Source organism: Crenobacter caeni (assembly GCF_010435965.1).
Lineage (GTDB): Bacteria > Pseudomonadota > Gammaproteobacteria > Burkholderiales > Chromobacteriaceae > Craterilacuibacter > Craterilacuibacter caeni.
In genome coordinates, this window is record NZ_JAAGAA010000012.1 from 41,965 (window position 1) to 64,428 (window position 22,464).

18 protein-coding genes, 1 tRNA gene and 3 riboswitches are annotated in these 22,464 nt (G+C 67.5%); of the genes, 9 read left to right on the plus strand and 10 right to left on the minus strand.

Annotation, left to right across the window (positions count from 1 at the left end; translation table 11 throughout):
• Nucleotides 1-60: 60 nt before the first annotated feature.
• A riboswitch (TPP riboswitch) is annotated at nt 61-171 on the minus strand.
• 166 nt (nt 172-337) lie between these two features.
• Together GZH52_RS13125 and GZH52_RS13130 are read left to right on the plus strand one after the other, a co-directional pair.
• A tRNA-Tyr gene (locus GZH52_RS13125) sits at nt 338-422 on the plus strand.
• Between the two features lie 287 nt (nt 423-709).
• On the plus strand, nt 710-3,499 hold the full coding sequence (locus tag GZH52_RS13130; RefSeq protein WP_163316957.1) for an autotransporter outer membrane beta-barrel domain-containing protein: 2,790 nt from the start codon (nt 710-712) through the stop codon (nt 3,497-3,499).
• Nucleotides 3,500-3,568: 69 nt separating this feature from the next.
• On the opposite strand, the gene dsdA is transcribed toward GZH52_RS13130, so the two are convergent.
• Nucleotides 3,569-4,864, minus strand: a complete 1,296-nt coding sequence (dsdA, locus tag GZH52_RS13135; RefSeq protein ID WP_163316958.1) for a D-serine ammonia-lyase — start codon at nt 4,862-4,864, stop codon at nt 3,569-3,571.
• 147 nt (nt 4,865-5,011) lie between these two features.
• A riboswitch (glycine riboswitch) is annotated at nt 5,012-5,096 on the plus strand.
• A gap of 1 nt (nt 5,097) precedes the next feature.
• A riboswitch (glycine riboswitch) is annotated at nt 5,098-5,190 on the plus strand.
• A gap of 96 nt (nt 5,191-5,286) precedes the next feature.
• Between dsdA and GZH52_RS13140 the strand changes: the two genes are divergently transcribed.
• Both GZH52_RS13140 and GZH52_RS13145 read left to right on the plus strand, forming a co-directional pair.
• Complete coding sequence (locus GZH52_RS13140) at nt 5,287-5,901, plus strand: trimeric intracellular cation channel family protein (RefSeq protein ID WP_163316960.1); 615 nt, start codon at nt 5,287-5,289, stop codon at nt 5,899-5,901.
• An 80-nt stretch (nt 5,902-5,981) separates the two neighbouring features.
• Nucleotides 5,982-6,128, plus strand: a complete 147-nt coding sequence (locus tag GZH52_RS13145; RefSeq protein ID WP_163316962.1) for a hypothetical protein — start codon at nt 5,982-5,984, stop codon at nt 6,126-6,128.
• A gap of 282 nt (nt 6,129-6,410) precedes the next feature.
• Here GZH52_RS13145 and GZH52_RS13150 read toward each other — a convergent pair whose 3' ends face one another.
• Both GZH52_RS13150 and GZH52_RS13155 read right to left on the minus strand, forming a co-directional pair.
• Entirely contained in the window at nt 6,411-9,278 is a 2,868-nt protein-coding gene (locus tag GZH52_RS13150; RefSeq protein ID WP_163316964.1) for a DNA translocase FtsK, read from the minus strand.
• A gap of 79 nt (nt 9,279-9,357) precedes the next feature.
• A complete protein-coding gene (locus GZH52_RS13155) occupies nt 9,358-10,191 on the minus strand; it encodes an AcrVA2 family anti-CRISPR protein (protein ID WP_163316966.1) in 834 nt (277 codons plus the stop codon).
• 143 nt (nt 10,192-10,334) lie between these two features.
• On the opposite strand from GZH52_RS13155, the gene GZH52_RS13160 reads away from it, so the two are divergent.
• The 5 genes from GZH52_RS13160 to GZH52_RS13180 all read left to right on the plus strand — a co-directional run bounded on the left by GZH52_RS13160 (nt 10,335) and on the right by GZH52_RS13180 (nt 16,399).
• Entirely contained in the window at nt 10,335-11,204 is an 870-nt protein-coding gene (locus GZH52_RS13160; RefSeq protein WP_203525756.1) for an NAD(P)-dependent oxidoreductase, read from the plus strand.
• Nucleotides 11,198-11,989 (plus strand): hydroxypyruvate isomerase family protein, encoded by a 792-nt coding sequence (locus tag GZH52_RS13165; RefSeq protein WP_163316970.1) that lies wholly within the window; start codon nt 11,198-11,200, stop codon nt 11,987-11,989. The genes GZH52_RS13160 and GZH52_RS13165 overlap by 7 nt, the downstream gene beginning before the upstream one ends.
• Nucleotides 11,990-12,048: 59 nt before the next feature.
• Entirely contained in the window at nt 12,049-13,203 is a 1,155-nt protein-coding gene (locus tag GZH52_RS13170; protein ID WP_163316972.1) for a pyridoxal phosphate-dependent aminotransferase, read from the plus strand.
• A gap of 373 nt (nt 13,204-13,576) precedes the next feature.
• A complete protein-coding gene (locus GZH52_RS13175; RefSeq protein WP_163316974.1) occupies nt 13,577-15,106 on the plus strand; it encodes a DEAD/DEAH box helicase in 1,530 nt (509 codons plus the stop codon).
• A gap of 102 nt (nt 15,107-15,208) precedes the next feature.
• Nucleotides 15,209-16,399 carry an alkaline phosphatase family protein gene (locus GZH52_RS13180; protein ID WP_163316976.1) on the plus strand — a complete coding sequence of 397 codons (1,191 nt, stop codon included), beginning with the start codon at nt 15,209-15,211 and terminating at the stop codon, nt 16,397-16,399.
• Here the strand turns inward: GZH52_RS13180 and GZH52_RS13185 are convergent, their stop codons facing one another.
• The 7 genes from GZH52_RS13185 to GZH52_RS13215 all read right to left on the minus strand — a co-directional run bounded on the left by GZH52_RS13185 (nt 16,400) and on the right by GZH52_RS13215 (nt 22,464).
• Nucleotides 16,400-17,362, minus strand: a complete 963-nt coding sequence (locus GZH52_RS13185; protein WP_163316978.1) for a hypothetical protein — start codon at nt 17,360-17,362, stop codon at nt 16,400-16,402. It abuts the gene before it with no gap.
• A 40-nt stretch (nt 17,363-17,402) separates the two neighbouring features.
• Complete coding sequence (locus GZH52_RS13190) at nt 17,403-18,131, minus strand: pseudouridine synthase (protein WP_163316980.1); 729 nt, start codon at nt 18,129-18,131, stop codon at nt 17,403-17,405.
• A 59-nt stretch (nt 18,132-18,190) separates the two neighbouring features.
• The gene (locus tag GZH52_RS13195; RefSeq protein WP_163316982.1) at nt 18,191-19,123 is read right to left on the minus strand and encodes a DMT family transporter; all 933 of its coding nucleotides are present in this window, start codon (nt 19,121-19,123) and stop codon (nt 18,191-18,193) included.
• A 146-nt stretch (nt 19,124-19,269) separates the two neighbouring features.
• A complete protein-coding gene (locus GZH52_RS13200; protein ID WP_163316984.1) occupies nt 19,270-19,713 on the minus strand; it encodes an OsmC family protein in 444 nt (147 codons plus the stop codon).
• Nucleotides 19,714-19,722: 9 nt separating this feature from the next.
• Nucleotides 19,723-20,724, minus strand: a complete 1,002-nt coding sequence (locus GZH52_RS13205; protein ID WP_163316986.1) for a 3-deoxy-7-phosphoheptulonate synthase — start codon at nt 20,722-20,724, stop codon at nt 19,723-19,725.
• An 11-nt stretch (nt 20,725-20,735) separates the two neighbouring features.
• The gene (gene hisC, locus GZH52_RS13210; protein ID WP_163316988.1) at nt 20,736-21,839 is read right to left on the minus strand and encodes a histidinol-phosphate transaminase; all 1,104 of its coding nucleotides are present in this window, start codon (nt 21,837-21,839) and stop codon (nt 20,736-20,738) included.
• 31 nt (nt 21,840-21,870) lie between these two features.
• Nucleotides 21,871-22,464: an LOG family protein gene (locus tag GZH52_RS13215; protein ID WP_163316990.1), complete on the minus strand. Its 594-nt coding sequence runs from the start codon at nt 22,462-22,464 to the stop codon at nt 21,871-21,873.

A 22,464-nucleotide genomic window follows, 5' to 3' on the forward strand; every position in this document is an offset into this window, starting at 1 on the left:
AGACGCATGCGTGCACCCGGGGCGGGTGACGTTGGAACGCCGCCCGGAGGGGCGGCATGCGCATGCAGTCTTGGCTCTTCTTACGCCGGCATTATCCGGATCAAGTCCATCGGGTTCGGTTGTCACCATCTCAGCTGGGCCTTACCAGGCCCGGCACCCCGGAGCAGCCGCGATCTTGAATGCATTCATCATCAGCGTCAACCGGAACTTCGGTAGGGTTACGTTTAGGCAGGCACCTGACACGCATACCCTCGGTGCAAAACCGGCAAATTTGATAATCAATAGTAAAAAAACTTGACGTACACGGCCTGAACGGGCATTATTCGCCTCCTCGAGTGGAGGGATTCCCGAGCGGTCAAAGGGATCAGACTGTAAATCTGACGGCTCTGCCTTCGAAGGTTCGAATCCTTCTCCCTCCACCACCCGATTCAAAAAAGACGCCTTGCGAGGCGTCTTTTTTATTTCCCGCTCGCCCAACAGCCCCCCCCCCAAGACACCAAGCTGCACACAGCCCCTGCCAGCACCTCAGTATCGGCGCCGCCACGCCTGCCCCTCGATACCGGCAACCTCCACCCATTCCGCCTTTAGCAGACACAACGCTCCACGCCCATCCAATTAACGACATTTACATCAATTGACTAAAATCAAAACCTATTAAGCATAAACAACAGAGACTGGTTGCTGTCTTTATTTATTGGCGGTAATCGCAATGGCCTCCACCTTACCCCGCCTCACCCTGCTCGCCTGCTCTCTCGCGCTGATCGGCAGCCCGGCATACGCCAACCCGTTTGACCCCTACGTGCCGCTGCTCCCCGTCCTCGGCGACGGGCAGTGGCAGGACGGTACCCATGTTTTCGAGCTGGACGCACCGGCAGACGGCAGCGAACTCCTCCTGCTGGGCCTAGCCGGCAGCAGCGGCAACCGCGGCCAGCTTTCGCTGACGGTCGTCGGCGACACCGAAGACGCCAGCGTAATCGGCGTTTACACCCCTGCCAACGGCGCGAGTTTCGTCAACCAGGGCTCACTGCAGATCACCGCCCGCAGCGGCGGGCTGGCCGCCGCCTACGGGGCCATGCTTGCCGGCGGCAGCGGACTAACCAACCACGGCACGCTGCGCGTGCACGCCAGCGGCCAGGAGGCCTATGCACACGGCGCAATACTGGAAAACGCCACCTTTGACAACAACGGCCTGATCGAGGTCGTGGCCGATGGAGATCAGTCCGCCATGACTGCAGCAGCACATAGCGCGCAAGACATGCGAAACAGCGGCCAGATCATCGCCCGTGCGCAAGGCGGCACCGCCGTGGCTGATGGACTGGTGGCATTCGGCGGCGTGGATAGACTAATCGACAACAGCGGCGGGCTCGACATCCGCGCGACGGCCACGACAACAGCCGGCACATCCATGGCTATCGGCATGGATTTGTCCGCCACTCCGGTCGCCACGGCGTCCACCCTGACCAACCGCGGCCAGCTCAACGTCAGCGCCAGCGGCGGCCGGTCCGCGCGGGCGGCGGGCATGCTGGCCGCAGATCCCGAGGACTGGAACAACTCCATCCTGCAGGACGGGCGGCTCGCCAACCTGGGCCGGCTCACCGTTGCGGCGCAGGCCACCAGCGGCACGGCGGACGCCTGGGCCCTCGCCGCTAGCGGCCATGACAACGAAATCAGCAACGATGGCTCCATTGCGGCGCGCGCGCAGGGCGGACACCTCGGCGGCACGTCCGGCCTAGGCAATGCCCGCGCCAGCGCCTTGGCCGCCATGGGCGACAACAATACCCTCGGCAACCGCGGACAAATCGACGCGATGGCACAAGGCGGCAGCCTGGATGGCCACAATATGGCTTCCGCCTACGGAATGGAAACCAGGGGCAATGGCAACACGCTTAGCAATGAAGGGCTGATCCGGGTCAGCGCACAAGGCGGAAAGCAGACGCCTTCTAGCCCCGCCAGCGCCTACGCGTACTCCTACGCGTACGGCTTGTACGCCGATGGCGACGGCAGCCGTATCACCAACTTGGGCACGCTGGAGGTGAGCGCCAGCGGCGGCAGCAAACTGGACGGTGACTCCAACTCCGCCAAAGGCAACGCCTACGGCATTATGGTTAAAGGCACCAACAGTACAATCGAGCAGCATGGCTTCCTCATGGTTAACGCCCAGGCGCAAGCTGGCCGCGACGCCAACGCCTACGGCATTTACATCGAGGGTGGCGGCACGCATACGCTTAACGCCAGCGGCCGCATCGAGGTAGCCGCCAGCGGTGGCAACAACACCGCGCATGAGGTTTTGCTAAGCGGCGGGCAACTGGACATCACCCGCTACCACCTGGGCGTCGGCGCGCCTGCCGCCGACGAACAATTGCGCGCGTTCCGGGTGGAAGACGGCGGCACGCTCAATTTTGCTGCCACCAAGCTGATCCTCAGCCCGGGCGCAGGCTTTGGCGGCCAGCAGCAGTTCAAGCTGGTCGACCATATTTCGGCTGATGGCAGCGCCACCGCTTCCGGCAGCATCGCCAGCGTCGAGTCCGCGCACCGCATGCTGGCCGCGTCGATCGCGGGCAACAGTTGGGATACCGCCGAAATGACGCTCTCGCTGGCCGAAGGCGCCCGGGGCACCCGCACCGACGCGCTGGCCGCCAGCTATGCGACGGACAGCACTCGCGCGCTAATGCGTCCGCTGAATGCGGCCATCGCGGCAGGCAACAGCAGCTTCGTCACCCCGCTCTACCGCCATGTGCGCGGCGACGAAGACGGCGGCTGGCGCGCCAACACTTCGGGCGCGCTGTTCGGCTTCAACCGCGCGCTGGGCAAGGGCAGCTGGGGGGTGGATTTCTCGGTCGAGAACGACCGCTTCCAGCGCAGCGATGCCTATATGCAGGGCAGCCGCAATACGGCCGACCGTTTCGGCGTCGGCGTGCATGCACTCAGGACGCTGCCAAACGACACCACGCTGCGTGCCGGTGCACGCTACCAGTACGCGGACATCGACGTGCAGCGCCACGACCGCGAACTGGCCGCCCGCGCCAATGCCGACACGAGCGCGCATAGCGTGTGGCTGTACGGCATGCTGTCGCGCCCGCTGGGCAGCACCCTCACCCTCGAAGGCTCGCTCGACCAGTTGTGGCACCGCCAGGACGGCTACCGGCTGGGCTGGGACAACCCTGCCGCGCAGTGGGCCGATAGCGAAATCGAAAAAGTACGCGCCGCGTCGCTGGACGCCGGCGCGCGGCTGGTGTGGCAGGACGCGGCGCACGCCTGGCAGCCGCGCGCTGCGCTGGGCGCTCGTGCCCGGCTGCACGGCGACAGCCTCGAACTGAACCAGCGCTTTGCCGGCTTCAGCTACGCGCAACAGGCCGATACCCAGCGCCTGCGCGGCACGCTGGAGCTGGGCCTGGCGCGGCCGCTGGCCAAGGGGGCATTGACGCTGGACTACGCGCTCGAAGCGGACAGCGAGCGCACGAGCCAGGCGCTGACGCTGGGCTGGCGCCAGCTGTTCTAGAGCCGACCAGCAAAGCTGTCGCTCCAAAAAAGAAGCCGCGCGATCGCGCGGCTTCTTTTTGTGACTACCTTACGCGTGCCACAAGGGCGCACCCAGCGACAGCTGGCGCACGCCTTCGGCGAGGTCGGCCGCCATCACCTCTTCGGGCACCTGCGCGCCGCCGGTCGCCCACGCCAAGTGCAGGGTGTCGGCCGGCAGCGCGTCGTCCACCCGCAACAGGCCCGGCACGCCGGCGAGCGCGGAAGGCTCGAGCCGCAGACCCTCGCTCTCGGCCAGCGCCGCCTGCAAGCGGTAGAGTACGCCGTCGTCGACCGTGTAGCAGCCGTCGACCAGCCGGGCAAGCGCGCGCGAGACCAGTGCCGACGGGCGGGCGACGGCGAGCCCGTCCGCGCGTGTCGCGTTGTCGAGCCCCAGGTCGTACACCGAGGCATTTTCGAACAGCCCGCTGGCGAGCCCGAACAGCATCGCCGGAGAATGGGTCGGCTCGGCAAAGTAACAGCGCACCGCGTCGCCAAAGGCCAGCTTGAGCCCGTAGGCGATGCCGCCGGGCGCGCCGCCCACCCCGCACGGCAGGTAGACGACCAGCGGCCGATCCGTGCCGATCGCCTCGCCGGCCTGCATGAGCTGGCGGGCGACTTCGGCGCCGGCGAGCGCGTAGCCAGTAAACAGCGCCAGCGAATTCTCATCGTCGACGAAATGGCAGCCGATATCGGCCGCCGCGTCGGCGCGACCAGCCGCGACCGCCGCGCCGTAATCGCCGGCGTGTTCGACCACGTTGACGCCGGACGCGCGCAGGCGCGCCTTCTTCCACTCGCGCGCGTCGGCCGACATGTGCACGGTCGCGGCAAAGCCGAGCCTGGCGGCGAGCGTGCCGATCGCGAAGCCGAGATTGCCGGTCGAACCAACGGCCACCTTGTGCCGGGCGAACAGCGCGCGGCATTCGGGCGCGTCCAGCGCTAGCGCACCGCCCACCGGCAGACCATGCGCCAACGCCAGCGCCTCGGCGTGCGCGAGCACTTCGTAAAAGCCGCCGCGCGCCTTGACCGAGCCCGCCAGCGGCAGATGGCTGTCGAGCTTCATCCACAACGCGCCCTGCCCCGCGCCCATCGCCGCCTGCAACCTGGGCAGGCGCACCAGCGGCGACTCGATCACCCCGTCGCCTTCGTCCTGCCCGAACAGGCGGGCCAGCGCGGGCGCATGGCGCGCCAGCCGCGCACGGGCGGCCTCGAGCGCGGCCGCGTCCAGCGGTACGTCCGGTAGCGCCTCGGCGGCGGCGACGCGCGAGGGGTTGATCCAGCAAGTTTCCTGATACGCACGCAAGGCGCCAAACAGTGCCGACTCTGCGGCAACCTGACTTCCCAACATCGAGCCTCCAAGGCGTGGCGGGCCCTGCCTCGCCAGACAAAAGGCCACTTTAACATGGAACGGTCATAATAAATCCCATGTGCTATCCAAATTACCGGAACGCAAACACCGCTGGTTGACTCAAGCGCGCGCGCCGCTTAACATCCGCGCTCCCCTGCAGGAGAGCGGCCGCCAGGCCCGCCGAAGGCGCAAACTCCCATGATCGCTCAGGCAAACAGACTGCGGGCATTTCGATACGCCGATTGGAGAGCGGCCGCGACGCGGCCCACCGAAGGGGCAGCCGGCCTTGTGCCGTAAACTCTCAGGTAAAAGGACAAGGGGAGAGGCACATACGCGGCACTACCGCAGAAAGGCCTCGCTATGTCCAGCGTGGATGTCGCTCTCTTGTCGTTTTCCTGCCACTTCCTGCCGGGGGTGCGCGCATGCTGACCCTCATTTACCTGATTGCGATTACCGCCGAGGCAATGACCGGCGCGCTGGCTGCCGGCCGCCGCAACATGGACATCTTCGGCGTCGCCGTAATTGCCTTCCTGACCGCGCTGGGCGGCGGCACCGTGCGCGACATCGTGCTCGGCCGCTTCCCGATCGGCTGGACGCAACACCCTGAATACATCTATCTGGTGCTCGGCGCAGGCCTTGTCGCCATTCCGCTGGCCCGCCACATCCAGCGGCTCACCCCGCTCTTCTTGTTCCTCGACGCGTTAGGCCTGGTCGCCTTCACCGTGATCGGCTGCGACGTCGCGCTGGGCATGGGCTACGCAACGCCGGTGGTGGTGATGGCCGGCATGATCACCGGCATCGCCGGCGGCGTGATGCGCGACGTGCTGTGCAACCGGGTGCCGGTGGTGTTCCGCCAAGAGCTGTACGCCAGCGTGTCGCTGGTGGTCGCCTTCGCCTTCATCCTGATGGTCAAGCTGGGCGTGCCGCAGGAAGTCGGCATCTTCACCAGCTTCTTCGTCGGCGTCGTGCTGCGCATGGTTGCGCTGCGCTGGCAGCTGGGGCTGCCGGTCTTCTCCTGGCAGGGCACTTCGCACTGAGCCTTGCAGCCACCCGCCTGCTATGCCATCACGTAAGGGCGGCGCCTCCGCGCCGCCCTGTTTGTTCGATGGAGTCCGCCATGAAGTCGAAAATCCCGACCCTGTTACCCTTTGGCCAGGCCGCAAGCATCGTACCGACCCCCAACCCAGCCCGCCCGCACGCCCGTCCGACCCCGCCGCGCGCCACCGCGTTGCCCGTGCGCCACCGGATCGGTCGCCACACCTGAGCAGGGCTTGACGCCCGGCGCGCCGTCCCCATATAAACCGAACCAAACCCTCCGGCTGCAGCCGGAAAACGCCGACAGGGAGTACGAGCGATGAAGCAATGGATCCGGCAACTGGCAAGAGCGCTTGAACGGGCACTACAGGGGGCGCTGACCCCGCAACCGAAACTGGTTCCAATCCGCGTGCGCCACGAAGCCTCGCCACGCCGGCGTCGCTGAACCCCAGCTTCTCCCAAACAAAAAGCGCGGCTAACAGCCGCGCTTTTTTACGTGCTCTTGGCGTGCTCAATCGCGCGAAGGCACCAGCACTGTGCGGTTGCCGTTGCTCTCCATCGCCGAGACGATGCCGGAGGCTTCCATCTCCTCGATCAGCCGCGCCGCCCGGTTGTAGCCGATGCGCAAATGGCGCTGCACCGACGAGATCGACGCCTTGCGCGTGCGCAGCACGATCTCGACCGCCTCGTCGTACAGCGGGTCCGACTCCGCGCCCTCCTTGCGCGTCGCCGCCTGCTGCTCGTCGTCGGCCACCGCCTCGCCGGTCAGCAGCCCCTCCACGTAACAGGGCTCGCCCTGCGACTTCAGGTGCTCGACGATGGCGTGCACCTCGTCGTCGGTAACAAACGCGCCGTGCACCCGCTGCGGGTAGCCCGTGCCCGGCGGCAGGAACAGCATGTCGCCCTGCCCCAGCAGGCTCTCCGCGCCCATCTGGTCGAGGATGGTGCGGCTGTCGACCTTGCTCGACACCTGGAACGCGATCCTGGTCGGGATGTTCGCCTTGATCAGGCCGGTAATCACGTCGACGGACGGGCGCTGGGTGGCAAGGATCAGGTGGATGCCGGCCGCGCGCGCCTTCTGCGCCAGACGCGCGATCAATTCCTCGATCTTCTTGCCGGCGACCATCATCAGGTCGGCGAATTCGTCGACCACCACCACGATGAAGGGCATGTGCTCGAGCGGCTCCGGATCGTCCGGCGTCACCGTGAACGGGTTGGTCAGCTTGTGGCCGGCCGCGGCCGCCTCGCGCACCTTCTGGTTGTAACCGGCAAGGTTGCGCACGCCCAGCGCGCTCATCAGCCGGTAGCGCTTCTCCATCTCGCCGACACACCAGTTGAGCGCGTTGGCGGCAAGCTTCATGTCGGTGACCACCGGCGCCAGCAGGTGCGGGATGTCGTTGTACACCGACAATTCGAGCATCTTCGGGTCGATCATGATGAAGCGCACCTCGTCGGGCGTCGCCTTGTACAGCATCGACACGATCATCGCGTTGACGCCGACCGACTTGCCCGAGCCGGTGGTGCCGGCCACCAAGAGGTGCGGCGCCTTGGCCAGGTCGGTCACCACCGGCTCGCCGGTGATGTCGTGCCCGAGGCACAGCGTCAGGCGCGAGCGCGAACCCTGGAACGCGTCGGACGCGACAATCTCTGAGAGGCGGATCATCTGCCGGGTCGGGTTGGGCAGTTCGAGGCCCATGCAGGTCTTGCCGGGAATGGTCTCGACCACGCGGATCGACGCGAGCCCCAGCGCGCGCGACAAGTCCTTCATCAGGTTGACCACCTGGTTGCCGCGCACGCCGACCGCCGGCTCGACCTCGTAACGGGTGATCACCGGCCCCGCGTACGCGTCGACCACGGCGACCTTCACCTTGAATTCGGCGAGCTTCTCCTCGATCACGATGCCGCGCTCGATCAGCGCATCCTGGTCGCACACCGTCGCCTTGGTTTCGGCCGGCCGCAACAAACCGAGCGCAGGCAATTCGTGCCAACTTGCGCGCACGGGCGCCACAGAAGGCGCACTATCGACCACTTGCCAGACCAGGCCGGACGCGGGCGCGGCCTGGTCTGCAGGCGCGGGCGGCTCCGGTGTGTCGTCGACCACCTGCCAAACGAGGCCAGGGGCTGGGATTGGGGCTGGGGCAGCCACCGGCTGCACGACAGACGCCAAAGCCACCGTCGGCGCGTCCGCTTCGACTTCGCCAGTCGCCTGCACCGCTTCGTCGACGCCCGCATCCGGTTCACCACCCTGCGCAGACACCCCGTCGTCCAGCAGATGCCAGACCAGGTCGCCGCGCTCGATGGCAGCAGCGGCCGAAGCCGGCGGACACGTCACGGCAGGCGCAACAGCCCCGGAAGGCGGACAGACCGCGGCAGGCGCTGGCTGGGCGGGGGCGGCGGCATCTGCGACGGCAGGCTCGGTACGTGGCTGTAGCGCGGGCGCGGGCGCCGGAGCAGGAGCAGGAGCAGGAGCGACAAACACCACCTCGGACGCCGGCCGGAACGGAGCGGCAGACGGCATGGGGGACGGCGACGGCACCGGATGGAAAGAGGCCGGTTGCGGCGCGGCTTGCATTTGTGGCGGCATCACCCACCCCTCTTCCTCGCGCGGCGCGGGTACGGCCGGCGCTTGCGGGGCGGGACGGGGCGCCTGGGGCTTGGTCGGGACGAAGACGACGTCGGCGGCAGGCCGGAACGACGGCACCGCCGACGGCGGCACGACCGGCTTGTGCCGCTTGGGCAATTCGACCTTCAACAGCGGCAATTCGGCCTTGGCAGCCTCGGACACCACCGGTTTCGGGTGCAACTGGCGCACCGTCTCGCGCACGGCCTCGGGGGCAATGGTCGGCAAGGCCGGCTCGGGCGACACCTGCCCCGTCTCGCGCCGCAGGCGGCGACGGCTTTCGGCTTCGAGGTTGCGCTGCACGTCGTTCAGGCTGATTTCCGGCAAGGCTGCCGTAGCGCTTGCCGGGGCCTGCGCCTCGGCGCGCTTCTTCACGAGGTGGCGCGGAATGCTGGTGATCAGCTCCGCCCGCGGCAACGTCTGCTTCGGCGCGGCAACACGGGGAGGCGGCACCAGCACAGGCTCAGGCTCGGGCTTTGCACGCCCGGCGGCTACCGGCTCCTCGCCCAAAGCCAGGCTGCGCCGCGGCGGGCGTACCGGTGCACCCTGCACGGGAAGGACGGATGCAGCCGGCTTCTCTGCCAACCTGGGCGAGAAGTCGTCCGGCACGACGCCGAGCGGCGCGTCGGCGTCGTCGATAAAGCCGAACGCGCGTGCACGCAGCCACGCGAGCACGTCGCGCGGCGCCATGCCGCGCCGGTAACACCAGAACGCGCCTGCCCCGAAAGCAGACAGCGCGAACAAGGACAGCCACATCATCGTCTTGGGTTCGCAGCGAGGAATCTATAAAAAAGGTTGATTGTACGCGGCGCGCCAAGGTACGTCAGCCGCGAGACGCTCAGCGCGGCTGCACCCAAACGAGGCGAGAGTTTGCCTTGTCCTCGCCGAACTGCTGGCGCCGCCAGTAGCCCTGCGTGCCGTACGCCACGCCTGCGGCCAGCTCGGGGTAACGGCAATGGGTGACTTCGACGTAGCCCTGGGTCAGCAAGGCGCTGCGCGCCTTCTGCCGGGCCTTGGGCGTCGCGCCGTCTTGCGTGGCGGCGACCAGTTCGGCCGGCGCCACCGCTTCCCATTCGCGGGCGAGCTCGGCCTTGGGCTGGGTCAGCACCGCGATCGCGCCGATCACGGCGTTCAGAAGCGGCTGCCAAGCTTCGGGCACCTCACTGAGTTGCGCCGCAAGTTCACCCGGGTAGCCGACCCGCAAGGCGACTACCGGCTCGGCCTCTTCCAGCCACGCCGTACTGTCGTCGCCGAGCTCAGCGCCGACCAGCACCAGGTCGAGTGCGGCGTCGCGGCTGTCGTGGTAGAGAAAGGCACCGCCCAGCCCGTCGACGTGCAAGAAGCACGACTCGGCCGGCAACCTCAAGGTGTCCGGCAACTGGGTCGGCAGACGCGTGGCTGCGAGCGCTGCGGCGAGCGCGCCGTCCAGGTGCGCGATCACGCGGCCGCCACGTACGAAACAGCCGTAGGCGAGCGCGAGCAGGCCTTCGTTGCGGCAGGTCTCTTCGCTGACGGCGAATACCTGCGCCGCACGCTCCAGTTCGCGGCGCACCGCCTCGGCCAAGCTTGCGCTGGCATCCTCCACCTTCAGGGTCTGGCTGAATATCTGCCCGGCGCGCTTGGCCCACGGGCGGGTGGCGGCATAACGCTGCGCTGCGTACGGCATTGACATCGCGGATCCTCGCTCGAAGAAAAAGCGCGCATTCTAGCGAAAGGCGCGCGCGGGCATAACCCTGAAGGCAAAACTTGCCAAAAGCATTGCCGTTCGGCAGATTCCCCACGAAATCTGCATACCCAATATATATGGAGCACGCCATGAGGATCGCTTTTCTCGGACTGGGGCTGATGGGCAGCCGCATGAGCCGCCGCCTCGCCGACGCAGGTTACCCGCTGTCGCTGTGGAACCGCAGCGTCTTGCCCTCGCTGCAATTGCCCGCGAACAGCACGCTGGCCGCCACGGCCGCGGACGCCGCGCAGGGCGCCGACATCGTGTTCTGCTGTGTCAGCGACACGCAGGCGGTCGACGCGGTGCTGTTCGGGGAAAACGGCGCCGCCGAGCGCATGCGCGCAGGCAGCCTCTTCGTCGACTGCTCGAGCATCTCGCCGGCCGCCACGCGCAAGATGGCGGCGCGCCTCTTCGATAGCTGCGGCGCGCGCTGGATCGACGCGCCGGTATCCGGTGGCACCGGCGGCGCCGAGCGCGGCGAACTGGTGGTATTCGCCGGGGGCGACGAGGCCGACATCGAGCGGTTGCGGCCGTGCGCCGCCGCGTTCAGCCGCCGCCTCACCCGCATGGGCAACACCGGCTCGGGGCAACTCACCAAGCTGTGCAACCAGTTGATCGTCGCCAGCAACGCGGTACTGATCGCCGAGGCGGTCGCGCTGGCCGAGCAAGGCGGCGTCGACGCGCGCGCGCTCGCGCCGGCACTCGCCGGCGGTTTCGCCGATTCGCTGCCGCTGCAGATCCTCGCGCCGCGCATGAGCGCGGACAGCTTCGAGCCCGTGCAGTGGAAAGTGTCGACCCTGCTCAAGGACCTGGACAACGCGCTGGCTGCTGCCGAGGGCACGCCGTTGTTGCCGCTGGCCACGCACGCCCGCGCGCTGATCGCGGCACACGCGGCAGCCGGCCACGCCGACGCCGACCTCTCGACGCTGGTGCTGGGAGCGAGGGCCGGCCAATGTTGAAACTGAGCGCCAACCTGTCCACCCTGATGACGTCGCTCCCGCTGGCCGAACGCTGGGCGCAAGCGGCTGGGGCGGGCTTCGCCGCCGTCGAGATCCAGTTCCCGTACGAGGCGGGGCTCGCCGAAATCCGCCGCCTGCGCGACACGCACCGCCTGCCGCTTGCGCTGATCAACGTACCGGCAGGCGACCTGATGGCAGGCGGCGCAGGCCTCGCCGCCCACCCCGCTCGCATCCGCGAGTTTGCCGACGCACTGGACACTGCCTGCCGCTGGACCGAGACGCTGACCGTACCCGCCGTCAACGTGCTGGCCGGACGCCTGCCCGCGGGCGTCGACCCCAGGCACGCGATGGATACGCTGTGCGACAACCTCGCGCTTGCCGCCGCCCGCCTGGCGGATGCCGGCGCACGCTGCACCTTCGAGGCGATCAACCGCTACGACATGCCGGGTTTTCTTATCGACAGCACCGCTGCAATGCTGGCGGTACAGGAGAGGGTCGGCCACGCCAACCTGTGGTGGCAGTACGACGTCTACCATATGGCGCGCATGGGCGAGGACGTGCTGGCCGACCTGGCCGCCTACTGGCCGCGCATCGGCCACCTGCAGTTTGCCGACACCCCGGCACGCGGCGCGCCCGGCAGCGGAGATTTCCCTTTTGGCAAACTGTGGCCGCTGATCGCGCAACTGCCCTACCCTTTTTACAGCGGCGCCGAGTACCGCAGCACCGCCGACGGCTTTAAATGGTTTCACGCGCTATCCCAGATTGATTTCCATCAAAGAAACTAAATACTATTGAATACAAAATGTCCTCGAAATATCACCAACCAAAGGATGAGGACAAAAACATGGATCGCCGCACGCTACTGAAATCTTCCGGCATGCTGATTGGCGCACTGGGGCTCGCTCCGCTGGCCAGCCGTACCGCGTTTGCCGCGCCGGCCGCCGCGCCCGCTGCCGCACCGGTCGTTCCGTCCGCCAAGACTCCGCTGTTGCTGAACTTCAACGAGAACTCGCTGGGGATGTCGCCCAAGGCGCAGGCCGCCGTCGTCAGCGAACTGCCCAAGGTGTTCCGCTACCCGGACGACGCGCGCGCCGATCTGGTCGGCAAGGTCGCGGCCCGCGCCGGCCTTACCGACAAACACGTGGTGATCGGCAACGGCTCGAGCGAAGTGATCCAGATGGCGATTCACGCCTTCTGCGGCAAGGGCACCCAACTGGTCGTGCCCGATCCGACCTTCAACTACGCCGAACTCTACGCCGAGCCGATGGGCACCAAGATCACCAAGGTGCGCCTGAAGCCGGACACGCTGCAAATCGACCTGGCCGCGATGAAGAAGGCAACCGAGTCGTTCAAGGGCCAGAGCGTCGTCTACCTGTGCAACCCGAACAACCCGACTGCGACCATCCTGCCGGCGGCCGAAATCGAGGCGTGGATCAACAGCGCACCCGCCAACGTGTTCTTCATCGTCGACGAGGCCTACCACGAGTACGTGACCGACCCGCGCTACGCTTCGGCCGAGCGCCTGGTGAAAGCCGGCCGCACTAACCTGGTCGTCGCGCGCACCTTCTCCAAGATCTACGCGCTGGCCGGTCTGCGCGTGGGTTACGGCTACGCCGCACCCGAGATCGTCGGCAAGCTCGACACCTGGGCGAGCATCGACAACACCAACCTCGCCGGCGCCGTCGCCGCCAGCGCTTCGCTGGACGACACTCCGTTCATCAAGCAAAGCCTGGCCGCAACTGCCGAGTCGCGCCGCATCGTCACCGACGCGCTCAAGGAACTCAAGCTCGCCTACCTGCCCTCGCACGCGAACTTCATCTTCCACCGCGTCAACTCGACCAGCGCCGACTACCGCGCCGCGATGAAGGCCCGCCACGTGATGGTCGGTCGCCCGTTCGACCACACCGACGGCTGGAACCGCCTGTCGCTGGGCACGCCGGACGAGATGCGCGCCTTCGTGCGCGAACTGAAAGTGCTGCGCGCCGAAGGCAAGGCGTAAGCCCCGCCAAAGCCCCAGCGCAAACCGGACGGCCCGCGCCGTCCGGTTTTTTGCGCGGAATTTTGTAAAAAACGCCGCATCCTCCCGCAAAAATCAAATACTTAGCGGCGTTAATTTGCGGAAATCCTTGCCCGGTCCGGTTTTTTCGCGTATTGTGCGCCCCTCACGTCAACGCCGGCCGCCCAGCGAGTGCGGCCTCTGGCGTCACCCTCATCGTCCCTGACCTATCTTCGAGGCTTCGATCTTGCCGCGACCCGACCGCACGGGCGGGCCGTTTATCGCCGCTTGCCAGGTTGGTGCCGATGATTTTTGGCCAAACGGGCTAAAACACGCCTACCAGGCAAACGCCGGCACCCCGGCAAGAAAGGACATCATGAAGTTCTCCGAACTCGGCCTCGAGCCCTCCATCCTCACCGCACTTGAAGAAGCAGGCTACGAAGAGCCGACCTCCGTCCAGGCAGAAGCCATCCCGGCCGCGCTGGCCGGCAAGGATCTGCTGGTTTCCGCGCAGACCGGCTCGGGCAAGACCGCGGCCTTCCTGCTGCCGGCGCTGACCAAGATGGCCAAGCGCTCGGACGTCAAGAGCATTGGCCCGCGCGTACTGGTGCTGACCCCGACCCGCGAGCTCGCGCAGCAGGTCGAGAAGAACGCCCTCGAGTACGGCAAGCACCTGCGCTGGCTGCGTACCGTGTGCCTGGTCGGCGGCGCACCGTTCGGCTTCCAGATCCGCGCGATCAGCCGTCCGGTCGACCTGATGGTCGCCACCCCGGGCCGCCTGATGGACCATATGCGCTCGGGCCGCGTCGACTTCTCGCGCCTCGAAATGCTGGTGCTCGACGAAGCGGACCGCATGCTCGACATGGGCTTCATCGACGACATCGAGACCATCGTCGCCGCCACGCCGGAAACCCGCCAGACCGTGCTGTTCTCGGCCACGCTCGACGGCACCGTCGGCCAGCTGGCACGCCGCCTGACCCGCGACCCGCAGCGCATCGAGATCGCCCGCCAGGAATCGGCCGGCACCATCGAAGAACACCTGCTGTACTGCGACGACATGCGCCACAAGGAGCGCCTGTTCGACCACATCCTGAAGGAAGCCGGTTTCGACCAGATGGTGGTATTCACCGCGACCAAGATTGGCTCCGAAGAGCTGGCCGACAAGCTGTGCGAACAGGGCCACCAGGCGGCCTGCCTGCACGGCGACATGCCGCAAAGCTGGCGTAACCGCACGCTGAACGACCTGCGCCGCGGCCGCATCAAGATCCTGGTGGCGACCGACGTCGCCGCGCGCGGCATCGACGTGCCGACCATCACCCACGTGATCAACTACGACCTGCCCAAGCAGGCGGAAGACTACGTGCACCGCATCGGCCGTACCGGCCGCGCAGGTCGCGACGGCACGGCGATCACGCTGGTCGAGTCCAAGGAATTCCACAAGGTCCGCCGCATCGAGCAGTACCTGAAGCGCCAGATCACCGAAGGCGTGATCGAAGGCATGGAACCGACCCGTCGCCCGCCCAAGGGCGGCCCGAAGCGCCACAACCAGCGCAAGCCGGGTTACGGCAACAAGGGCGGCAGCTGGGGCGACCGACGTCCGGGCGGTGGCGGCTACGGCAGCAAGCCGCGTGAGGGCGGCTACGGCCAGCGTGACGGCGGCCAGCCGCGCGAAGGCGGTTTCAGCCAGGAACGCCGCGAAGGCCAGGGTCAGGGCCAGCGCCGCGAAGGCAACTGGGGCAACCGCAACGAGGGCCAGGCACCGCGCCGTGACGACAACTGGGGCAACCGCCGTGACACCCAGGGCCAGCGCCGCGACGACAACTGGGGCAACCGTCGCGAAGGTGGCTACGGCAAGCCGCGCGGCGAAAGCTGGGGCAACGGCAACCGCCGCGACTTCAACCGCTAAACGCTGAACCGAGAACCAAAACCGCCGGCCTGCCCGGCGGTTTTTGCGTCTGCAGCAGACAATGCTGGCATAATTGGCGTAGCCAATGCCGGACGCCACGCCATGCCCGACGCAAGCCCAGACCAGGAAACCCTCTGCTGGCCCGACTACCAGGGCGGCAGCCTCGTCAACCTCAGCGTCAGCCTTGCACGCGCGCTGGGCGCGGATGTCGCGGGCACCCCGCTCCACCCCGGCCTGCTCGGGCCGCTTGCGACGGAAGGGCGCGACATTGCCCTGCTGCTGGTCGACGGCCTGGGCGACGCGCAACTGGCCAGGCATGGACCGGCCTCCTTCCTGCGCGCGCACCAGCGCTCGACGCTCAGCTCTGTTTTCCCGTCGACCACCGCCAGCGCATTGACCAGCCTACAGACGGCGACCCCGCCCTCGCACCACGGGCTGACCGGCTGGGAAATGTACAGCCCCGCCCACCGCGCCATCGTCCACCCGCTGACCCTGGGCTGCCGGCACAGCGAGGCTGCGGCACCCACCCACGCCGCGCTGGCCGCCGCCCTCTACAAGACGCCCAGCTGGTTCGACCGCGTGGCGCGCCCTGCCGTCTGCGTGCTGCCGCAGCACCTGGTGCCGACGCCATTCAGCCGCCACCACGCCGGGCGCACCATGCGCGTACCCTACCGTGACTGGCCGGCGCTGTTTTCCGCGCTGGGCCAGGCACTTGCCTCGCGCACGCCCGCCTTCGTGTACGCGTATACCTCACGACTGGATCACGAGATGCACGCCGCCGGCCCTGACGACTGGTCGGTCAGCCGCAGCTTCACCGAGCTTGACGAGCGCATCGAGGCGTTTTGCCGCCAACCCAGACGCCGGCCGCTGACCCTGCTCATCACCGCCGACCACGGTTTCGCGGCGACGCCGCGCGACAAACGCGTTGCGTGGGAAGCGCTACCTGTGGCGCTGCAGGCGCTGCTGGAGCGGCCGCTTTCGGGCGAGGGACGGGTACGCTTTTGCCATGTCAAGCAGGGGGAGGCCGGACGCTTTGCAGCACTGGCGAGGGAAATACTGGGAGAGGTCGCCTGGGTCGAGACGAGCCCGTCATTGGTCGAACGGGGCGCGTTCGGCCCGCCGCCCTACCACCCGGAACTCTTGCCGCGCGTCGGCGACGTGACCTTGCTGATGAAGCCGGGACATACGCTGCGCGACACGCTGCCCGGCGAACGCTGGCTGCACCTGGACGGCTCGCACGGTGGGGTAAGCACAGCCGAGATGCGCGTGCCGCTGATCCGCGTCGACGTCTGATCAGGCCAGGCGGTCGCGCCAGGCGGCCAGCGCCTGCCGGGTTACCCTGACCGGGACGATCACCCGCTCGATCGGCTGCAGTTTGCCCAGCGCGACGGTCTCGATATTGAGCGGAATCCCCTCCTCGCCTTCGCCGGGCGAGCGCAGCACCCCCATGCGGTCGAGAAACAGCGATTCAGTCCTGACCGAAACAAAGTCCTGCGGCGCGCTGCACACCTTGCGCACCTGCGCGAGCTTCCCTTCCAGCGTGCCGATCGGCGCAAGCTCGGCGAGCGCTTCGTTGATTTCGGCAAGCCGGCGCTTGAGCGAGGCGGCATCCACCGGCAGTCCGTCGGCGGCGGGCAAGGCGTCGACCACCGTCGCCGACCCGCCCAGCGTCGCCAGCCTGAGCTCGACCTGCATCTTCTCGGTGCCGAGCGCCTGCTGCTGCGCATTCAAGAGCGCGATCCTGCGCGCCGCGACCGCCGCGACCGAACGGAATGCCCGCTGTGCGACCTGATGGCGCAGCGAAACCTCGTCGGCGCACACGTCGACCAGCCGGTGTGCGCCGAAGCTGACCACGGTCTGCGCAACGTCGTCGACCAGTTGACCATTCCGTATCGCCTGCCCGAAGCGTTGCGAGCGGTGGCACTGCATCACCAGGAGCGCGTACGCCTCGTCGGGGTTGCTCGCGCTCAGGAAGTAGTCGCGCAGCGCGTCGCTGCCCTCCAGCGTCGCCAGCAGCACCTCGGGGGACGCGAACATCAGCCCGATGCGCGCGTCCGCGCCGTAGCCGGCGGGCGTCAAATCAAGCGGCGAGTGCTCGCGCTCGCCCAACTCGTCCGCGTAGGCCAGCGTGCGGCGCACGCCTTCGCGAAGCGCCTGCACGGCGCCGGGCAACAGCTCGAGCTTGGGCTCGGCCACATGGATCAGCGCCTTGACCGACGCGTCGACCGAACCTTCGTCGCCGCCAAGACCGAGCATGGATTTGAATGCTTGCCAGACAGACATGACCGCCCCGCTTTCAGAATTGTTCGCCCGGCGCAAGATAGCGCCACTTGCCGACCGGCAGGTCACCCAGCATCACCTTGCCGATGCGCACGCGCTTGAGGCCGACCACCCGCAGCCCGACCAGTTCGCACATGCGGCGGATCTGCCGCTTCTTGCCTTCGCGCAGCACGAAGCGCAGCTGGTCTTCATTCTGCCAGCTCACCTTGGCCGGTAACAGCTTCTTGCCGTCGAGCTCAAGGCCGTGGTTCAGGCGGGCGAGCCCCTCGGCCGACAGGCGGCCGGTCACCCGCACCAGGTATTCCTTGTCGACGTCGGATCGCTCGCCGATCAGCTGCTTGGCGACCACCCCGTCCTGGGTGAGTACCAAGAGGCCGACCGAGTCGATGTCGAGGCGGCCGGCCGGCGCCAGCCCCTTGAGGTGATCGCGCGAAAAGCGGATGCCGCTCTTGTCGCCCTTCCAGTGGTTGTCGGGGGTGACCAGTACCTGCGCGGGCTGGTAGCCGTCTTCGGCCTGGCCGGACACGTAGCCGACAGGCTTGTTGATCAGGATGGTCACGCGGCGCGACTGCGCCTGGCGCGCACGCGCGTCAAGTTCGATCTGCGCGTGCTCGTCGACTTTCTGCCCGAGGATGGCGACCTTGCCGTCGACCTTGACCCAGCCCTGCTCGATATAGCTGTCGGCCTCTCGGCGCGAACACAGGCCGAGCTCGGCCAGACGTTTGGACAGACGGACGCTTTCCATGGTGACTCCAAGACAAAAGGGCGACACAGGGTCGCCCGGTTTCAAAGAGACATTTTAAGTCAACGGACGATTTTGCGCACGGGCACGAGGCGCGCCAGCCCCCCTTCCGACAGCCCGTTACCGCAGGCGATGCCCGCGAAGATGGCGGCGAGGCCGGCCACGTGATAGGCGTGCACCGCCTCGCCCAGCAGCAGCACCGACATCAGTACGCCAAAAGCCGGCATCAGGTAGAGCCACGGCGCGGCACGCGCGCTGCCCATCACCGCGATCGCACGGTTGTAGAGAATGAAGGCGAGCACCGACGGAAAGACACCCAGGTAGGCGAGCGAGAGCCATTGCGGCGCGGCCATCGCCGTGACCGCGTCGCCGCGCGCAAACTCGGCCAGCATGAAGGGCGCGAGCGAAGCGCCGCCGACGGCAAACAACAGCAGCATCAGCGCGTTGGCGGGGATGCCGGATGGCAGGTAGCGCAGCGACACCGTATAGCACGCCCAGCACGCGCCGGCGGCGAGCACCAGGTAGTCGCCGCCGCCGAACGACATGAGCGCAAGCCGGCCCGCATCGCCACGCACGACGATCATGAGCGCGCCTGCCAGCGCAAGCACCATGCCCAGCCACTGCCCGGCGCCGATGCGGCTGCGCGAGACGAGGGCGCCGAACAACAGCACCAGCACCGGCGTCGCGCTATTGATCACCACCGCATTGAGCGCGCTGCTCGACTTGAGCGCAAGGTAGAGCAAGGTATTGGTCAGCGCGATGCCGCTGGCGGCGAGCAGCATCACCAAGGGCCACGCGCCACGGATCACGGGCCACGCCGCCTTGAGCGGCCGCCACGCGAACGGCGCGAGTACGGCGAAGGCAATCAGCCAGCGCAGGCAGGCCAGCGTGAACGGGCCGATGGCGCCGGCGAGCGCGCGGCCGATGATGAAATTGCTCGACCACATCAGGAGGGCGAGCACCAGGAACAAGGGGGCTTGGCGAGGGCTGGGCATGGCATTTGCATTTTGTGCGATGCAGCCATTTTACCGGCTCGCCCATGCAGCAAATACCAAAGCCCCTCCCAGTAATCAAACTAAATTGCCAGTTTTTCTTATATTGAAAAATTACATGCCATAAAAATGGCAAACAACGGCAACAATCATTTCAACCGCGTACCATCGGCGTCGAGCACCGTCACTTCGACGCGGATGCCCTGGCGGACGCTTTGCGTGACCGTGCAGTAGTCCTCGAAGGTCGACAGCACCCGCTCGACGTGGGTCAGCGTCGCGGCCGGCCGCCCCAGTTGCAAGGTGACGGCGATGGACTCGACGCGCAGCCGCCGCTCTTCGTTGCGGCCGATCACGCAGCTCGCCTCGCCGGACAAGGGCGCGACGTCCTGCTTGAACTTGCCGAACGCGAACAGCAGGCTCGCCGCCAGGCAATTGGCGGTCGCCGCGACCAAGAGCTGCGACGGCGACGGGCCGCTGTCTTCACCCAAGGGCGGCGGCTCGTCGGTAAAGAGTTCGGGTACGGTGCCGCCGAACAGGTTGGAGAAACGGTAGCGTTCGAGCTGCCTGAAATTCAGCGTGAAATCCGCGGACATAAGGCCTCCTTAAGCAAAGGTACGCCCGAGCGCGGGCGCGAACGCGCGCATCTGCGCGCCAAGTTGTTGTAGCGACGCCGCATCGAGCGCGTGCGCCTCGGCGCCGACGTCGACCATCAGGCCGTCCGCCCCGGCGGCGAGCGCGGCGAGCGCCACCGGCTGCACCAGGTCGGCGCGACCGACGGCGCGGCCGGGGTCGGCGATCACCGGCAGGTGGCTCTCGCGCTTGAGCCAGGCGATCGCGCCTGCGTCAAACAGCGCGGGGGTCGCGTCGTCGAAACCGCGCACGCCGCGCTCGCACAGCACGATACGGTGGTTGCCGCCGGCCGCAACGTACTCGGCAGCCATCAGCCATTCACCGACCGTCGCCGACAGCGCACGCTTGAGGATCACCGGTTTGTTGACGCGGCCGACTTCCTTCAAGAGTTCGAAGTTCTGCATATTGCGCGCGCCGATCAACAGCGCGTCGACGCCGTATTCGAGGAAGGTTTCCAAGAGCCGCACGTCGGTCAGCTCGGCGATGGCCGGCAGCGCGTGCGCACGGGCCGCCGCGAGCAGCTGCTCGAGCCCGGCCACGCCCGCCCCTTGCGCCTCGTACGGGCCGCCAAACAGCGCCGGCCCGTAGACGCCGCCGTGCATCAGGCGTGCGCCACACGACGCAAGGCTTGCCGCGACCTCCTCGGCCGCACCGGGGGTGGCGACACTGGTCGGCCCGACGATCAGCTGCCACGCCTCGCCGCCGATGGGCACGCCGCCGACCTGCACGACGCTGCTCTGCCCCACCAGTTCGCGCGAGACCAACCGGTAAGGCTTGACGATGCGCAGCGCGCGCTCGACGCCGGGCAGACGCTCGATCAGCGCCACGTCGAGCACCCGCTCGTCGCCGATGGCGCCGACCAGCACGCGCTCGGTGCCGCGCGACACATGTTCACGCAGGCCGGACGCCCGGATGCGCTCGATCAGCGCGGCAAGCTCGGCCTCGCTCGCCCCCGGCTTCATTACGACGATCATCGCGGACCGCCCTACGCGCCGGCCAGTGCCGCGCCCAGCACCTCGACGAAGCGCGCGTTTTCGGCCGGCAGGCCGATGCTTACGCGCAGCCAGTCACCCATGCCGTAAGGCGCGAGCGGACGCACAATCACGCCCTCGGCGAGCAGGCGGGCGTTAAGCGCCGCCGCGTTTGGCGCACGGAAGGTCACGAAGTTGGCGCTGGACGGGATGTATTCGAGGCCGAGCCGATCAAACGCCGCGGTCAGCACGCGCATGCCCGCGCTGTTGACCTCGACCGAACGCGCCAAGTAGTCGGCGTCGTCCAGGACGGCGACCGCCGCCGCCTGCGCGAGGCTGTTCACGTTGAAGGGCTGGCGCACGCGGTTGATCAGGTCGGCGACCTCGGGGTGGGCGAAGGCGAAGCCCACGCGCAGGCCGGCCAGACCGTACGCCTTGGAGAAGGTGCGCGACACGATCAGGTTCGGGTATTGCGCGAGCGCGCCGACGCTGTCGAAGCGCTGCTCGGGCGCCAGATACTCGGTGTATGCCTCGTCGAGCACCACCAGCACCGACTCGGGCACCGCGGCGATGAAGCGCGCAAGCGCATCCGGCGCGAGCAGCGTGCCGGTCGGGTTGTTCGGGTTGGCGACAAACACTACGCGCGTCCGGTCGTTGATCGCGGCGAGCATCGCGGCGAGGTCGTGCCCCCACGCGCTGGCCGGCACCGCGACACCCTTGGCGCCGGTCGCCTGCGCGACCAGCGGGTAGACCGCGAAGGCGTACTGCGAGAACACCACCTCGTCGCCCGGTTGCAGGAAGGCGCGCGCAATGAGTTCGAGCACGTCGTTCGAGCCGTTACCGAGCACGACCTGGTCCGCGTTCACGCCGAAGTGGCGGCACAGCGCGGCCTTGAGCTCGAAACCGTTGCCGTCCGGGTAGCGGGCCAGCTCGGACAGCGCCCGCTCGATGGCCGCGCGGGCCGACGCCGGCAGGCCCAGCGGGTTCTCGTTGGACGCGAGCTTGACGATGGTGTCTTCACGAAGTCCCATCTCGCGGGCAAGCTCGGACACCGGTTTGCCCGGCTGGTAAGGCGCGATCGCGCGGACGTATTTGGGCGCCAGGTCGACTGGATGCATGGGTTCTTCCTTTGTTGTCGTGAAGGGTGGCTCAGCCGCGCGAGAGGTCTTCCCACTTGGTGACATGGTGCGCACGGTGCCCGGCGAGCGCGCCAAGCAAGGCGCCGACGCCGTGTTCGGCGACGAACAGCGACAGGTTTTCCTCGCGCGCAAAGCCTTCATCCACGGTGTGGCGCGCCAGCGCGAGCCACGGGTCGAAGTAGCCGCTGACGTTGAGAAGGCCTACCGGCTTGTCGTGGATGGCAAGCTGCGCCCAGGTCAGGATCTCGAACAGCTCGTCATAGGTGCCGAAGCCGCCGGGCAGCGCGACGAAGGCGTCGGCGAGCGACGCCATCTTCGCCTTGCGCGCGTGCATGCTCTCGGTCTCGACCAGCTCGGTCAGCCCGGTATGCGCGACTTCCTTGTCACGCAGGAAACCCGGAATCACGCCGGTGACCTTGCCGCCGGCGAGCAGCGCGGCGTCGGCCACCTCGCCCATCAGGCCGACGTTGCCGCCACCGTAGACGAGGGTGATACCGCGCGCGGCAAGCGCGGCACCAAAGGCGCGCGCGGCGTCGGTGTACTCGGCACGCGCGCCGTGGCGTGCGCCGCAAAAAACACAGATAGAACGGATGGTCGTCGTCAT